This window comes from Acrocarpospora catenulata, from assembly GCF_018476525.1.
In the GTDB taxonomy this organism is placed as follows: domain Bacteria; phylum Actinomycetota; class Actinomycetes; order Streptosporangiales; family Streptosporangiaceae; genus Acrocarpospora; species Acrocarpospora catenulata.
On the sequence record NZ_JAHCST010000012.1, the window covers coordinates 221,092 to 234,894 of the forward strand.

The window sequence follows — 13,803 nt, forward strand, 5'->3', positions numbered from 1 at the left end:
CGCGCGTGTACCTGTCCACTCTGGACCGCACCCGTGCCGCCGGCGGATCCCTGCGGACCGTCGGCGGCACGGTGTACGCGCTGGGCGCGGTCAGTCTGGCCACCGACGTCTCCGCGGAGATGGTGACCGCGATCCTGCCCCTGTACCTGGTGGTCGGCCTGCAGTTCAGCCCGGCCGCGTACGGGCTGATCGACGGCCTCTACACCGGCGCGACGGTGCTGCTGCGGCTGGCCGGCGGGCACGTGGCCGACCGGATCGGCCGCCACAAGGCGGTGGCCGGGGCCGGGTACGGCCTGTCGGCGCTGGCCAAGCTGGGCCTGCTGGCGGCGGGCGCGTCCGGCCCGCTGATCGGTCTGGCCATCACGGCCGACCGGGCCGGCAAGGGCCTGCGCACCGCGCCGCGGGACGCGCTGATCACCCTGACCACCCCGCCGGAACGGCTCGGCCTGGCCTTCGGGGTGCACCGCACCATGGACGCCACCGGCGCGTTCCTGGGCCCGCTGGCCGCGCTGGGCGTGCTGCTGCTGGCCGGGGGCGCGTTCGGGCCGGTCTTCGTGGCCAGCTTCTGCGTGGCCCTGCTCGGCCTGCTCATCCTGGCGCTGTTCGTCCAGGACGTCCCCCCGGTACGGCGGGAGCGCGCGACACTGCCGTGGCGGGCGGTGGCCCGGACCCGGCTGCTGCCGGCGGCCTGCCTGCTGGGCCTGGTCACCATCGGCGACGGCTTCGTCTACCTGCTGCTGCAGCGGCAGAGCGGCCTGGGCCTGGGCTGGTTCCCGCTGCTGGCGGTGGCCACCAGCCTGGTCTACCTGCTGCTGGCCGTGCCGCTCGGCCGCCTGGCCGACCGGTACGGCAAGGTCAGGATCATGGTGGGCGGCCACGGCGCGCTGGTGGCGGTCTACCTGCTGCTGGCCGCGCCGCTGGGCGGCTGGGCGCCGCTGGTGCTGGTCCCCGTCCTGTACGGGGTGTTCTACGCGGCCACCGACGGGGTGCTGATGGCGCTGGCGGGCACGGTGTTCCCGCCGGAGCTGCGGGCCACCGGCCTGGCGCTGGTCCAGAGCGGCCAGGCGCTCTGTTATGTCGTCTCCTCGGTCCTGTTCGGCCTGGCCTGGCAGGCGTGGGGGCCGCGCCCCGCCCTGCTGGCCGCCGCCGCGACCGCCGTCCCGGTCATGGCCGGGGCCGTGTACCTGCTGATGAGGAAGCCATGAACTCGCTCCGGCGGCGGTTGCTGCTGACCATCGGGGCCGCCGTACTGCTGGCCGTGGTCGCGGTCGGCTACGCGGTGCTGGCCCCCGACCACCGGACCCCCGCCTCGGCGGCCCCCGTCCAGGACGGGCCCACCCTCCAGGTGCTCAGTAACGGGCTGCTGTCCACGGTCGCCAGGGCCGATCCCGGCGGCCCGCGCGAGGTCACCGGGGTGCGCTGCGACCGCGCCTACCGGGCGGGCGGGACGGTGGCCTGTCTGACCCCGGTGGGCGCGCTCACCGCCACCGGCCTGGTGGTGATGGACGAGCGGCTGGCGGCCCGGCGTACGGTCCCGCTGACCGGGTTCCCCAACCGGCTGCGGGTCTCGGCCAGCGGGCGGATGGTGGCCTGGACGCTGTTCATCGACGGCCACTCCTACGCCGCCGCCGGCTTCTCCACCCGTACCGGCATCCTGGACACCCGCACCGGGCGGCTGGTGCACTCGCTGGAGGAGTTCGCGATCACGCTGGACGGCAGGGCGTACCGGAACGCGGACGTGAACTTCTGGGGGGTGACCTTCGCCGCCGACGACAACCGGTTCTACGCCACGCTGTCCACCGGGGGCCGCCGCCACCTGGTGGCGGGGGATTTCCGGGCCGGGAAGGTGTGGACGCTGCGGGCGGGGGTGGAGTGCCCGTCGCTGTCGCCGGACGGCACGCGCATCGCCTACAAGGCGGCGGTGAACGGCGACCCCGGGCAGGGCTGGCGGCTGGCGGTGCTGGACCTGGCCGCCGGGACGACGGTGCCGCTGGCCGGGACCGCGAGCGTGGACGACCAGCCGGACTGGCTGGACGATCGCACGGTGGTCTACACGGTGCAGACCGGGGACGGCACCAACAACGTCTGGTCGGTCCCGGCGGACGGAACGGGCGGCCCCCGCCTGCTGGTTCCCGGCGCCAGCTCCCCCGCGAGCAGGTGATTCAAGCCGGCCGCAACCGGCCGGTAAGGCGATCCGGGTCGAATGACGCCAACAGAACATTAATCGGGGGAGCCGACAAGATGAGCCGCAATCCGTTCGACAACCGTCCACCGCGCGGTCCACGCCCCATCGGCGCCGCGCGGGGGCGGACGCTGCGCACCCGGGTGGGGGACACCGAGGTGCTGACCCGGCCGATGCTGACCGCGGACGCCGGGGCGGTCCGCGAGATGCACGGCCGCTGCTCGCCGGAGTCGCTGCGGTCCCGCTACTTCGGGCCCAAGCCGCGGCTGAACGAGACCGTGATGAGCCTGTTCACCAGCGCCACCCGCGGCCTGACCCTGGTCAGCGTGGCCGACGGGCAGGTGGTCGCGATGAGCCACCTGATGGACCTGGCCCCCGGGGAGGCCGAGCTGGCGTTCCTGATCGAGGACGCCTGGCAGGGCCGGGGCCTGGGCCGGGCGCTGCTGGACCACCTGGTACGGCTGGCCCCCGGACGCCAGATCTCGGTGCTGTCGGCCACCGTCTACGCCGCCAACCGGCGCATGCTCGGACTCCTGACGGGCGCGGGCGCCGTACTCCCCCGGGCCGCCGGCGGGATCGTCGACGTACGGCTGCCGCTCGGCGCCCCCACGGCGGAAATGTTGACCTAAATGTTCATGTTCGCTCGCTGACGCGGCCCCCGTCCAGGCGGGATACTCCGACTCGTGCCGCGCCGTTTCGCGTTCCTCGACCATCCCGGGCCGCTGGCCTTCGCCCACCGGGGCGGCGCCGCCGAGGGCCGCGAGAACACCATGGCCGCCTTCGCCAGGGCCGTCGACCTCGGCTACACCTATCTGGAGACCGACGCGCACGCCACCGCCGACGGCGTGCTGGTGGCCTTCCACGACCACACCCTGGACCGGGTGACCGACCGCGGCGGCCGCGTCTCGGAGCTGCCCTACCGGGAGGTGGCCAGGGCCCGCATCGGCGGCGTGCACGAGATCCCGCTGCTGGAGGACCTGCTGGCCACCTGGCCGGACGTGCGGGTCAACATCGACGTCAAGGAGTCCCCGGCGATCGAGCCGCTGGCCCGGGCCATCCGGCGCACCGGCGCGCAGGACCGGGTCTGCCTGACCAGTTTCTCCGACGCGCGGCTGGCCAGGGCCCGGCACGCGGTCGGCCCTGGCGTCTGCTCGGCGCTGGGCCCGCGCGGGGTGGCCGCGCTGCGCGCCGCCTCCCTCGGCTCCGGGTACGGCCGGCTGCTCACCGGCCTGGCCCGGGCGGGCGTGCCCTGCGCCCAGGTGCCCATGGGGGTGCGCGGCCTGCCCATCATCACCCGGGCCTTCGTGCACACCGCCCACGCCATCGGCATGCAGGTGCACGTGTGGACCATCGACCGCCCCGCCACCATGGAACGCCTGCTCGACCTCGGCGTCGACGGGATCATGACCGACAACATCACCGGCCTGCGCGAGGTGCTGCTCGCGCGGGGCCAGTGGCACCCCCGGCAGGACATCAGGTAGGAGATCATGGCTGCCCCCGAAGCCCCCCAGGCCCCCGAAACCACCGGCCCCGTAGACGAGTCCGCCCGTAGGCGGGAACAACGCGGCTGGTACTGGTATGACTGGGCCAACTCGGCCTTCCCCACCACGGTGCTGACGGTCTTCCTCGGGCCGTACCTGACGGACGTCGCGGAGACGGCCGCGGCCGGCCGGCCGTACGTGGACGTGCTCGGCTTCGACGTGCGGCCCGCCGCCTACTACTCGTTCGTGGTGGGCGTGGCGGCGGTGTTCCAGGTCATCGTGATGCTGCTGGCGGGCGCGCTGGCCGACCACACCGGTCGCAAGAAGGGCATCATGGCCTTCTTCGCCTACCTGGGCTCGGCCGCCACGCTGCTCATGTGGTTCGTCAGCGACGGCGCCTACCTGCTGGGCGGGGTGCTGTTCATCATCGCCACGGTCGGCTTCGCCTCCTCGTTCGTGGTCTACAACTCCTTCCTGCCGGAGATCGCGCGCCCCGAGGAGCGGGACACCGTCTCGGCGCGCGGCTGGGGCTTCGGCTACCTGGGCGGCGGGCTGCTGCTGGCGATCAACCTGGGGCTGTTCCTGAACGCCGAGGCGCTCGGCCTGGACGGCGGCACCGCGGCCCGGCTGGCGCTGGCCTCGGCCGGTCTGTGGTGGGGCGGGTTCACGATCATCCCGCTGCTGCGGCTGCGCAACCGCCGCCCTGCTCCCACCGGGGAGAGCGCCCCGCAGGCGGTCGGGCGGAGCCTGCGCCAGCTCGGCGGGACCGTGCGGGACCTGGTCCTGCGCTACCCGCGGACGCTGCTGTTCCTGCTGGCCTACCTGGCCTACAACGACGGCGTGCAGACGGTGATCGCCTTCTCGGCCACCTACGCCGACAAGGAGCTGGGGCTGAGCGACACCGTCCGCATCGGCGCCATCCTGATGGTGCAGTTCGTGGCCTTCTTCGGCGCCCTGCTGCTGGGACGGCTGGCCACCCGGTTCGGCACCAAGAAGGTGGTGCTGTCCGCGCTGGCGGGCTGGACGGCCGTGGTGGCGGTGGCCTACTTCCTGCCCAAGGGGGCGGCGCTGCCGTTCTTCGCCCTCGGCTTCGCGATCGCCATCGTGATGGGCGGCACCCAGGCGCTGTCCCGCTCGCTGTTCTCGCACGTGATCCCGAGGGGCCGGGAGGCGGAGTACTACAGCCTGTACGAGATCAGCGACAAGGGCGCCACCCTGATCGGCTCCTTCAGCCTCGGCCTGGCGCTCCAGCTGACCGACAGCTACCGGTTCGGGATCCTGTCGCTGATCTTCTTCTTCGTCGTGGGCGGCGTGCTGCTGGCCGGTCTCAACCTGCCCAAGGCCATCCGGGCGGCCGGAAACGAGGTTCCGGAGCGGATCTGACGGCGGACCGTTCCCAGTCACGCGCTTGAAAACCCAGCCCCAAAAAGCGCGATTGGATCACCTCTTGGGTGGGAATCCACTCACGGTATCAAGCGTTGTACGCGGTGGAGACCAACCCCTCTAAGGCTGTATCGCTAGGGGGACTTCAGGAGGCTTAGAACATGGGCGAGCGTGCGCTTCGCGGTACCCGGCTCGGGGCGACCAGCTACGAGAACGACCGCAACACCGACCTGGCGCCCCGCCAGGAGGTGTCTTACACCTGCCCGAAGGGCCATCACACCACCGTCCCGCTGGCCGCCGAGGCGGAGATCCCGGCGAGCTGGGAGTGTCGCAGCTGCGGCTCTCCCGCCCTCCGGGTGGACGCGGAGCAGCCCCAGCAGAAGAAGGCCAAGCCGCCTCGGACGCACTGGGACATGCTGCTGGAACGGCGCTCGATCGAGGACCTGGAAGAGGTGCTGAACGAGCGGCTGGCGATCCTCCGGGCGCAGCGCCGCAAGAGCGCCTGAGAGGCACGCCTGAGAGGGATCTGGGCATAGGCACACATTAGGCAGAGGGAAGACGAGCGGCCCCCGGGGGATTCCCCGGGGGCCGCTCGTCTGTGCCCAGGTGCTCAGGGCCCAGGTGCTCAGGCCGAGGGCGGCCGCGGGGAGACCGACTGCTCCCGCTCCGCCCGGATGATGTGGATCACCGCGTTGATCAGGGCCAGGTGGGTGAACGCCTGCGGGAAGTTGCCCAGCTGGCGGCCGCTCACCGGGTCGATCTCCTCGGCGTACAGGCCGAGCGGGCTGGCGAAGGACAGCAGCTTCTCGCACAGCCGCCGCGCCCGGGCCAGCTCGCCGGTCTCCGCCAGCGCGGAAACCAGCCAGAACGAGCAGATGGTGAAGGTGCCCTCTTCACCGGACAGCCCGTCGTCGGTCTCCTTGGTGCGGTAGCGCAGCACCAGATCGTCCACGGTCAGGTCGTCGGCGATGGCCAGCACGGTGGCCTTCACCCGCGGGTCGTCGGCGGGCAGGAAGCGCACCAGCGGGATGAGCAGCAGCGAGGCGTCCAGCGCCGTGGTGCCGTAGTGCTGGGTGAAGATCCCCTGGTCGCTGATGCCGTTGGTGCACACGTCGTCGTGGATCTCGTCGGCCACCGCCTGCCAGCGTTCGGCCAGCGCGGGCTCCTGGCGGAGCCGGGCCAGCCGGGCGCCCCGGTCGCAGGCCACCCAGCACATGACCTTGGAGGAGGTGAAGTGCTGGGGTTCGCCGCGCACCTCCCAGATGCCCCGGTCGGGCTTGCGCCAGTTGGCGATGGCCGCCTCGACCTGGCGGACCAGGATCGGCCAGACCCGGTCGTCCAGCCGGTCCCTGGACTTGGTGTGGATGTAGAAGGAGTCCAGGACCGCGCCCCAGACGTCGTTCTGCTGGTGGTTGAAGGCGCCGTTGCCGACCCGGACCGGGCGGGCGCCCTCGTAGCCCTGGAGGTGGTCCAGGGTGTACTCGGTCAGGTTGCGCTCGCCGTCCACGCCGTACATGATCTGGAGTTCCTCGTCGCGTTCCGCGACATCGGCGACGAACCAGAAGAAGTCATCGGCCTCCCAGTCGTAACCCAGCGTGTACAGCCCCCACAGGGCGAAGGTGGAGTCGCGCACCCAGCTGTAGCGGTAGTCCCAGTTGCGCTCGCCGCCGGGCGTCTCGGGCAGCGAGGTGGTGGCGGCGGCCACCAGGGCGCCGGTGGGAGCGAAGGTCAGGCCCTTGAGGGTCAGCGCGCTGCGCTCCAGGAAGCTGCGCCACGGGTGGTCGGGGATGTCACCCCGGGCCAGCCAGTGCTGCCAGTGGTGGGCGGTCCAGACCAGGCGGCGGTAGGCGTCCTCGAAGGTGTAGGGCGGCTCGTGCTCGGTCCAGGTCAGCGCGCAGAACCGGGTTTCGCCCTCCTTCAGCAGGGTGCGGGCCATCGCCCGGCCCGCCTCGAAGCCCAGGCGCATGTCGGTGGTGAGCTTCAGCTGCAGGTCCACCCCCTCGGCGCGGGCCACGCCCTGGTGGTAGCCGCGGTCGGTGTGCGACCAGCGGACCGGTTTGCGGCCGTAGTCGAGCACCGGCTCGCAGTCCAGGGTGATCTGCACCTCGCCGCTGACGCACCGCACGGTGCGCAGCAGCACGTGGTCGGAGTCGTAGTCGGTGGGCGCCCGCCGGTGGGTGTGCGACAGCTCCCGCTCGTGGTGCCAGGGGCCGATCAGCAGCAGGTCGCGGACGATGATCCAGCCGGTCGGGGTGCCCCAGCTGGTCTCCAGGACCATGGTGCCCGGCAGGTAGCGGCGCGCGGCCGGGACCATGATGTCGGCCGGGCCGAGCCGGAAGCGCCCCGCGCCGCGGTCCAGGATGGCACCGAAGACGCTCGGCGAGTCCAGCCTGGGCAGGCAGAGCCATTCGATGTTGCCGCTGCCGGCCACCAGCGCGGTGACCTCGCAGTCGGACAGGAAGCCGTAGTCGGCGATCGGGGGGAATGGAGAAGATCCGTGTAGCGTGTCCATCCACCGTCCCATCTCAATTGCACCTCACCGGAGCAAACGATACGGGCCCTCGCGGTCGGGAACGAGCATTTTCCCGATCATCGGCGGGTCTCCCCCTCACCGGTGATGACCTGCCCGGGGACCACGTTTTTCGCCGGCCGGGGTGCATCGCCGGGGGGCTCGTACAGCCCCCCGTACGGCGAACGCTGGGCGAGCAGCCGCATCCGCCGGTCGAGAAACCAGGATATGCCGCGCCGGGCGACGGGCCGGGTGAGGGGCAGGATCAGCAGCAGCCCGAACACGTCGGTGAGGAAGCCGGGGATCAGCAGCAGCGCGCCGCCGGCCAGGAGCATCGCGCTGTCGGCGAGCTCACGGTCGGGCGCGCTCCCCGAGCGCAGGCCGTTCTGCAGCGCCGCCCAGGCCCGCCGCCCCTCCCGGCGCATCAGCCAGCTGCCCAGCAGGCTGCCAGCGATCAGCAGGCCCGCGGTCAGCACGCCGCCGATGGCCTGGCCGACCTGGATGATCAGCCAGATCTCCAGCACCGGCACGACCAGAGCCAGGAACAACCCGATACGCAGCATTACACGACCTCATGTTCGAACTCAGTCCACGAAGGGCTTCTCACCCCAACGTACGGCCGAATTCTCTTTTCTGCGGCGCAGCCGGGTCGGCAGTCCGGTGACGCCCCAGGCGGTGATGCGCCACAGCGCCTCGGTCATGATGCTGCGGTTCATCTTGCTCGACCCGGCCGTGCGGTCCACGAAGGTGATCGGCGCCTCCACCACGCGCAGGCCGTGCCGTACGGTGCGCAGGGTCAGGTCGATCTGGAAGCAGTAGCCCTGGGACTGCACGTCCTCCAGGCCGATCTTGCGGAGGGTGGTGGCCCGGTAGGCGCGGAATCCGGCGGTGGCGTCCCGGACCCGCATGCCGAGCAGCAGCCGGGTGTAGGTGTTGGCGCCCCGGGACAGGAACTCGCGGGAGGAGGGCCAGTTGACCACCTTGCCGCCGGGCACCCAGCGGGAGCCGATGGCCAGGTCGGCGCCCCCGGCCACCGCGTCGAGCAGCTTGTGCAGTTCCTCGGGCTGGTGGGAGCCGTCGGCGTCCATCTCCACCAGCACGTCGTAGCCCTCTTCCAGGCCCCACTGGAAGCCGGCGATGTAGGCGGCGCCCAGGCCCTGCTTGCCGGGCCGGTGCAGCACGTGCACCTGGGGGTCGGCGGCGGCCAGTTCGTCGGCGACGGCGCCGGTCCCGTCGGGGCTGTTGTCGTCGGCGATCAGCAGGTCCACCCCCGGCAGCGCGGCCCGCAGCCGTTTGGTGATCATGGGGAGGTTCTCGCGCTCGTTGTAGGTGGGCACGATGACCAGCACCCGTCCCAGCATCCGGTCCATCGGCTCCCGACTCCTACTCCCTCTTGCCTAAACGGTCCGCTCGTCGACCGGCGCGGAGGTTCCGCCCGATCCCAACGTGTTGTCCCGCCGCCTGCCCAGGCGCATGCTCGGACGCAGGTTTGGATGCGCTGCCGCCACGGCCGCCAGGATGGCGGCCGCCCCCACCAATATCAGCACCAGCTCCGGCAGGCCACCAAGCCGCGTGGCCAGCGTGTCCCTGGTGCGGACCGGCACGGTGAGCACGGTCCTGTCCGCGACCTGTTCCGCGCTCTGCCAGCCGAGGGCGCCGTCGGGGCTGACGTAGGCGGAGATGCCGGTGGTGGCCACCGCGACCATCGCCCGGTTGTGCTCGATGGCGCGCAGCCGGGACATGGCCAGCTGCTGCGGCGGCAGGTTGGTCAGCTCGTAGGTGGCGTTGTTGGTCTGCACCACCAGCGGCGACCCGCCGGCCGCGACGGTGCCGCGCACGACCGCGTCGAAGGCCACCTCGTAGCAGCTGACCGCGCCGACGGTGACCGGGCCGACCACCAGGTCGCCGGGCCGGTCCCCGGCCAGCGACTGCCGCCCGACCAGCGCGGCCCGCTCCGACAGCGCCAGCACCAGATCCTTGTACGGCGTGAACTCGCCGAACGGGACCAGCTTCTGCTTGTCGTAGTACTCGCCGGGTCCCGTCACCGGGTCCCAGACGATGCTGCGCGTGGCCCGGTTCTCGTCCCCGATCGCCACCACCGCTCCCACCAGCACCGGCACGCCGATGTCTTTGACCGCCGCGTCGATGATCTGGAAGGCGGCGGGATCGCGGAAGGGGTCGATGTCGGTGGAGTTCTCCGGCCAGACCACGATGTCGGGCCTCGGCTGCCGCCCGGCCCGGACGTCGGCGGCCAGCCGGTGGGTCTCGTCGGCGTGGTTCTTGAGCACGACGGCGCGCTCGTCACCGATCCAGGTCATGCCCTGCCCAGGCACGTTGCCCTGAATCACCCCGATGCGCACGCTCTTACCTTCATCGTCCATCCGAGGCACCAGATACCCCGCCAGGGGAAGGGCTACCGCCCCGGCCAGAACCAGGGCAAGCGTCCGCCGCCAGCGCCGCTCACGTACCACCTGAACCAGCAGGTAGGCGAGCAGCGAACCGGACAACACGGTCGTGAAACTTACAAGCGGCGCACCGCCCAGCGCCGCGAAGCCGGTGAGCGGAGAGTCCCCCTGACTGAACGCGATCCGCGCCCACGGAAACCCCCCAACCGGAAACTGCCCCCGCGCCCACTCCTGCCCAACCCACAGACAGGCCGTCCACAGCGGCCACAGACGCAGCCGCATAGTCAACGTGGCGCAGACCCCCATCGCGGCCCAGAAAGCGCTCTCAATGGCGACCAGGGCCAGCCAGGCATCCACCCCGATCGGCCGCACCCAGGCAAGCGTGGGCAACAGAAAGGCCGCGCCCCCCAGGTAGCCAAGCCAGGCGGCCCGCCGCAGCCGCACCCCGTGCAGAGCGGCGAACACCAGCGCCACCCCGAACGGCGCGGCAAACCACCACCCGATCGGCGGAAAAGCGAGATAGGTGAGCACACCACCCACGGCGACAGCCACCGCACGGAGAACGACGCGGTCGGCCGGAGGCGCGGCGGTCACCACGTCGGGTACGACCGTGGTGTCACTAAGCACCCGGAGCCTCTTCGCTGCTCATGAGAGGAAGGTACCGCCCCCCACCCCGAGCCCCAAACCCCGCGCCAAAGCTCCACAGACAGAGACCGAAATCTCCCCCGCAATCAGCCTTCTAGGCCAAATAGTGGGTTTGCCCGGCCGCTGCCGGTGTCTGGACTGAGTGGAGGGAGCGCCAGCGACCGGAGGGAGGGAAGACACCGGCTGCGGAGCGGCCGGGCCGGCCCGCCGGAGGCGGGCCCAATGTCACAGAAATAGCCCTTGAGTTCTCCTGTGGCCACAGGAGAACTCAAGGGCCATCCGGCGTCGCTCCGGGCACGGGTGCCTTCGTGCCCGTGGTCCCCCACGAGACGGAACAGGACTGAGACAACCCTTCGGACCGGTTCCGTCCCGTCGGCGGCGGGCGCGGAGCTCCGTTGTCTACTGGGTGTCCGGAATCCTTCCCGGGTCCAACTCCCCCACCCGGCTGGGGTGCCCCGCCTTGACGGAACGCGGCGCTGCGCCTGGCTGAGCTAACGGAGCGACCTTTCGATCATGCTCCGTCACGGACGCAGAATCCGACGGTGTCTGTAGACGGCCAACCGGTCAGTCCCGTGCTGGACTGCGCAGCAAACTACCGACCTCAGCGCAGATGTCAACCGTGTCCCGAACAGCGGGAATACCAAGTTTTCGCAGCTAGGGCAGGCCCGGCGAGGACCGCCACAGGCGGCCCGGTACCCCCATGCCACGACATATCGCCCATCTACCGGCCATTAGCGTACTACTGGGCGCGCCGTTCCAGGCCCGCGAGTACCGGCGGCAGCCCGCTGGTGTGCAGCACGCCAAGGCGGCGCGTGGCCCGGGTCAGCGCGACATAAAGATCGCTTGGCCCGCGCGGCGACTCGGCCAGAATCCGGTCCGGCTCGACCACCAGGACGGCGTCGAACTCCAGCCCCTTGGCCTCGGCCACGGTGAGCACCGCCACCGGCGCCTCCAGCGCGGCCAGCCCGCCCCCCACGGCGGCGCCCGGGATGCCGGCCTCCAGCCCTTCCGGCACGATCACCGCGAGTTTGCCGTCCGGCACCTGGGCGGCGGCGACGATCTCCGGCAGTTCGGCGAGGCCGGTGACGCGCCGGGCCCACGGCGGTTCCCCGCTCTCCCGGACCGACTCCGGCGCCTTCAGCGCGGGGTCGACCAGGGTCAGCACGTCGGCGGCCACCGCCATCAGCTCGGCGGGGGTGCGGTAGTTGACGCTCAGCCGGGCCTCCCGCCACCGCCCGGCCGCGTACGGGTCGAGCACGGCGCCCCAGCTCCGCGCCCCCGCCGTGGACCCGGTCTGGGCGATGTCGCCGACCACGGTCATCGACCGGGCCGGGCAGCGGCGCATCACCATGCGCCAGTCCATCGGCGAGAGTTCCTGCGCCTCGTCCACGATGACGTGCCCGAACGCCCAGGTGCGGTCCCTGGCGGCGCGTTCGGCGGTGGTCAGGTAGGCGTCCTCGGCCTGCTGCCGGTCGGCGAACCGCTCGGCGTCCATGATCTCGGCCAGGCCGGTGAGTTCCAGCACCTCGCGGGCGTAGGCGAGCTGCTGCTCGCGTTCCTCCTCGGCCCGGCGGGCGGCGCGCAGCACCCCTTCGTCGATGTCGCCGAGCAGCTCGGCCGCCTCGTCGAGCAGCGGCACGTCGGCCTCGCTCCACCAGCTCTCCCCCGGCCTGGGGGGCTCGCGCAGCAGCAGGTCGGCCTCGTCCGCCGCCAGCCCTGCGTAGGTCATGCGCTCGCGGGAGGTGAACAGGCCGATGAGCAGCTGCTGCGGGGTCAGGTAGGGCCAGAGCCGGTTGAGCGCGGTCCGCACCGGCTCCTCGGTGCGCAGGTCCTCGCGCAGGTCGGCGAAGTCGTCCTCGGCCAGCATGCCCCGGCCCAGGTGCCGGGCGGCCTGCTTGGTGAGCGCGTTGAGCAGCTGGCGGACGAACACGGCGCGGGCCTGGTTGTGCGGGCGGTGCGACTTGACCGCCCGGGACCGGGCCACCTCGCAGGTCTGCCGGTCCAGCCGGAGGGTGAACTTGTCCAGCCGGATCTCCACCGGCTGCCGGGGCATGCGCTGCCGGTCCTGTACGGCGCGGGCCACCACCCCGGCCATCCGCTCGGCGCCCTTGAGCGCGGCGGCCCGCGGGCTTTCCGCCCGTCCGGCGGTGACCCCGGGGTAGAGCTCGGCCACCGTGGACAGCAGCACGTCGGTCTCGCCGAGGGAGGGCAGCACCTGCTCGATGTAGCGCAGGAAGGTGAGGTTGGGGCCGAGGATGAGCACGCCCCGGCGTTCCAGCCGCTCCCGGTAGGTGTAGAGCAGGTAGGCGGCCCGGTGCAGCGCCACCACGGTCTTGCCGGTGCCGGGCCCGCCCTGCACGACCAGCACGCCGTTCAGGTCGCTCCGGATGATCTTGTCCTGCTCGCTCTGGATGGTGGCCACGATGTCGCGCATGCGGCCGGTGCGGGTCTCGCTCAGCGCGGCCAGCAGGGCGGCCTCGCCGTTGAGGGTGGCCCGGTCGGCGTCGGACAGGCCGCCCAGGTCGAGCAGGTCGTCGTCGACGCTGACCACCTGCCTGCCCTTGGTGTGCAGGTGACGGCGGCGGGTGACGCCCATGGGGGCGGCTGGGGTGGCCCGGTAGAAGGGCTGGGCCATCGGGGCCCGCCAGTCGATCAGCAGCCGCCGCTGGTCGTCGTCGGACAGGCCGAGTCTGCCGATGTAGAGCCGGGTCTCATCCAGGTCCGGGTGGGCGCCGTCGGCCAGGTCCAGGCGGCCGAAGCACAGGCCGCGCTCCACGGCCCACAGGCGGGCCAGGCGGGTGGCGTACATGTCGGCGAAGGAGTCGCGCTCGGAGCGGTTCTGGTGGGTGCCGCCCGCCGCGCCCTGGGCCAGCACGCCGTCCAACTGGCCGCGAGTCCGGGCCCGCAGCACGTCCAGCCGGTCGTAGAGGTCGGCGACGTACTGCTGCTCGCGGGCCAGCTCGCCCGCCGTTGAATGAGACATAGGGCGCCAAAGTTTAGTGGGTTCCTGCGACTTCGACGACGAGAAACGGGGTGCGGCCAGGTGGCCGCACCCCGTTCCGTGGTGGTTGGTCAGGCGCAGGTGTATCCGCTTGGCAGTGAGGTGTTGCCGTTGGGGCGGCTGACCTGGAAGCCGAAGGTGGTGCTGGCTCCGGCGCCGAGGTTGCCGTTGTAGGCGGCGTTCCTGGCGGTCACGGT

Annotated in this window: 12 protein-coding genes; 6 read left to right on the forward strand and 6 right to left on the reverse strand. The window is 71.8% G+C overall.

Annotated elements, in window-relative coordinates; all coding sequences use genetic code 11:
* Window positions 1-5 precede the first annotated feature (5 nt).
* The 6 genes from KIP79_RS15595 (at window position 6) to KIP79_RS15620 (ending at window position 5,552) form a co-directional block, all read left to right on the forward strand.
* Window positions 6-1,205, forward strand: a complete 1,200-nt coding sequence (locus KIP79_RS15595) for an MFS transporter (protein ID WP_214105510.1) — start codon at window positions 6-8, stop codon at window positions 1,203-1,205.
* Window positions 1,202-2,161 (forward strand): TolB family protein, encoded by a 960-nt coding sequence (locus tag KIP79_RS15600; RefSeq protein WP_214105511.1) that lies wholly within the window; start codon window positions 1,202-1,204, stop codon window positions 2,159-2,161. The genes KIP79_RS15595 and KIP79_RS15600 overlap by 4 nt, the downstream gene beginning before the upstream one ends.
* An 80-nt stretch (window positions 2,162-2,241) precedes the next feature.
* The gene (locus tag KIP79_RS15605) at window positions 2,242-2,811 is read left to right on the forward strand and encodes a GNAT family N-acetyltransferase (RefSeq protein ID WP_214105512.1); all 570 of its coding nucleotides are present in this window, start codon (window positions 2,242-2,244) and stop codon (window positions 2,809-2,811) included.
* A gap of 54 nt (window positions 2,812-2,865) precedes the next feature.
* Window positions 2,866-3,663: a glycerophosphodiester phosphodiesterase family protein gene (locus KIP79_RS15610; protein ID WP_214105513.1), complete on the forward strand. Its 798-nt coding sequence runs from the start codon at window positions 2,866-2,868 to the stop codon at window positions 3,661-3,663.
* Between the two features lie 6 nt (window positions 3,664-3,669).
* Entirely contained in the window at window positions 3,670-5,046 is a 1,377-nt protein-coding gene (locus KIP79_RS15615) for an MFS transporter (RefSeq protein WP_214105514.1), read from the forward strand.
* A 161-nt stretch (window positions 5,047-5,207) separates the two neighbouring features.
* The gene (locus tag KIP79_RS15620; RefSeq protein ID WP_155336694.1) at window positions 5,208-5,552 is read left to right on the forward strand and encodes an RNA polymerase-binding protein RbpA; all 345 of its coding nucleotides are present in this window, start codon (window positions 5,208-5,210) and stop codon (window positions 5,550-5,552) included.
* A 119-nt stretch (window positions 5,553-5,671) separates the two neighbouring features.
* On the opposite strand, the gene KIP79_RS15625 is transcribed toward KIP79_RS15620, so the two are convergent.
* From KIP79_RS15625 to KIP79_RS15650, 6 genes are all read right to left on the reverse strand, one after another.
* Window positions 5,672-7,558 carry a glycoside hydrolase family 15 protein gene (locus KIP79_RS15625; RefSeq protein ID WP_214105515.1) on the reverse strand — a complete coding sequence of 629 codons (1,887 nt, stop codon included), beginning with the start codon at window positions 7,556-7,558 and terminating at the stop codon, window positions 5,672-5,674.
* Window positions 7,559-7,635: 77 nt separating this feature from the next.
* Window positions 7,636-8,118 (reverse strand): FxsA family protein, encoded by a 483-nt coding sequence (locus KIP79_RS15630; protein ID WP_214105516.1) that lies wholly within the window; start codon window positions 8,116-8,118, stop codon window positions 7,636-7,638.
* 21 nt (window positions 8,119-8,139) lie between these two features.
* Window positions 8,140-8,925, reverse strand: coding sequence for a polyprenol monophosphomannose synthase (locus KIP79_RS15635; protein ID WP_214105517.1), 786 nt, complete (start codon window positions 8,923-8,925; stop codon window positions 8,140-8,142).
* A 27-nt stretch (window positions 8,926-8,952) separates the two neighbouring features.
* Window positions 8,953-10,587, reverse strand: a complete 1,635-nt coding sequence (gene lnt, locus KIP79_RS15640; RefSeq protein WP_214105518.1) for an apolipoprotein N-acyltransferase — start codon at window positions 10,585-10,587, stop codon at window positions 8,953-8,955.
* A 757-nt stretch (window positions 10,588-11,344) separates the two neighbouring features.
* Window positions 11,345-13,588: a HelD family protein gene (locus KIP79_RS15645; RefSeq protein ID WP_214105519.1), complete on the reverse strand. Its 2,244-nt coding sequence runs from the start codon at window positions 13,586-13,588 to the stop codon at window positions 11,345-11,347.
* A gap of 89 nt (window positions 13,589-13,677) precedes the next feature.
* Window positions 13,678-13,800 (reverse strand): cellulose binding domain-containing protein, encoded by a 123-nt coding sequence (locus tag KIP79_RS15650; protein ID WP_308169739.1) that lies wholly within the window; start codon window positions 13,798-13,800, stop codon window positions 13,678-13,680.
* Between the last annotated feature and the right edge of the window lie 3 nt (window positions 13,801-13,803).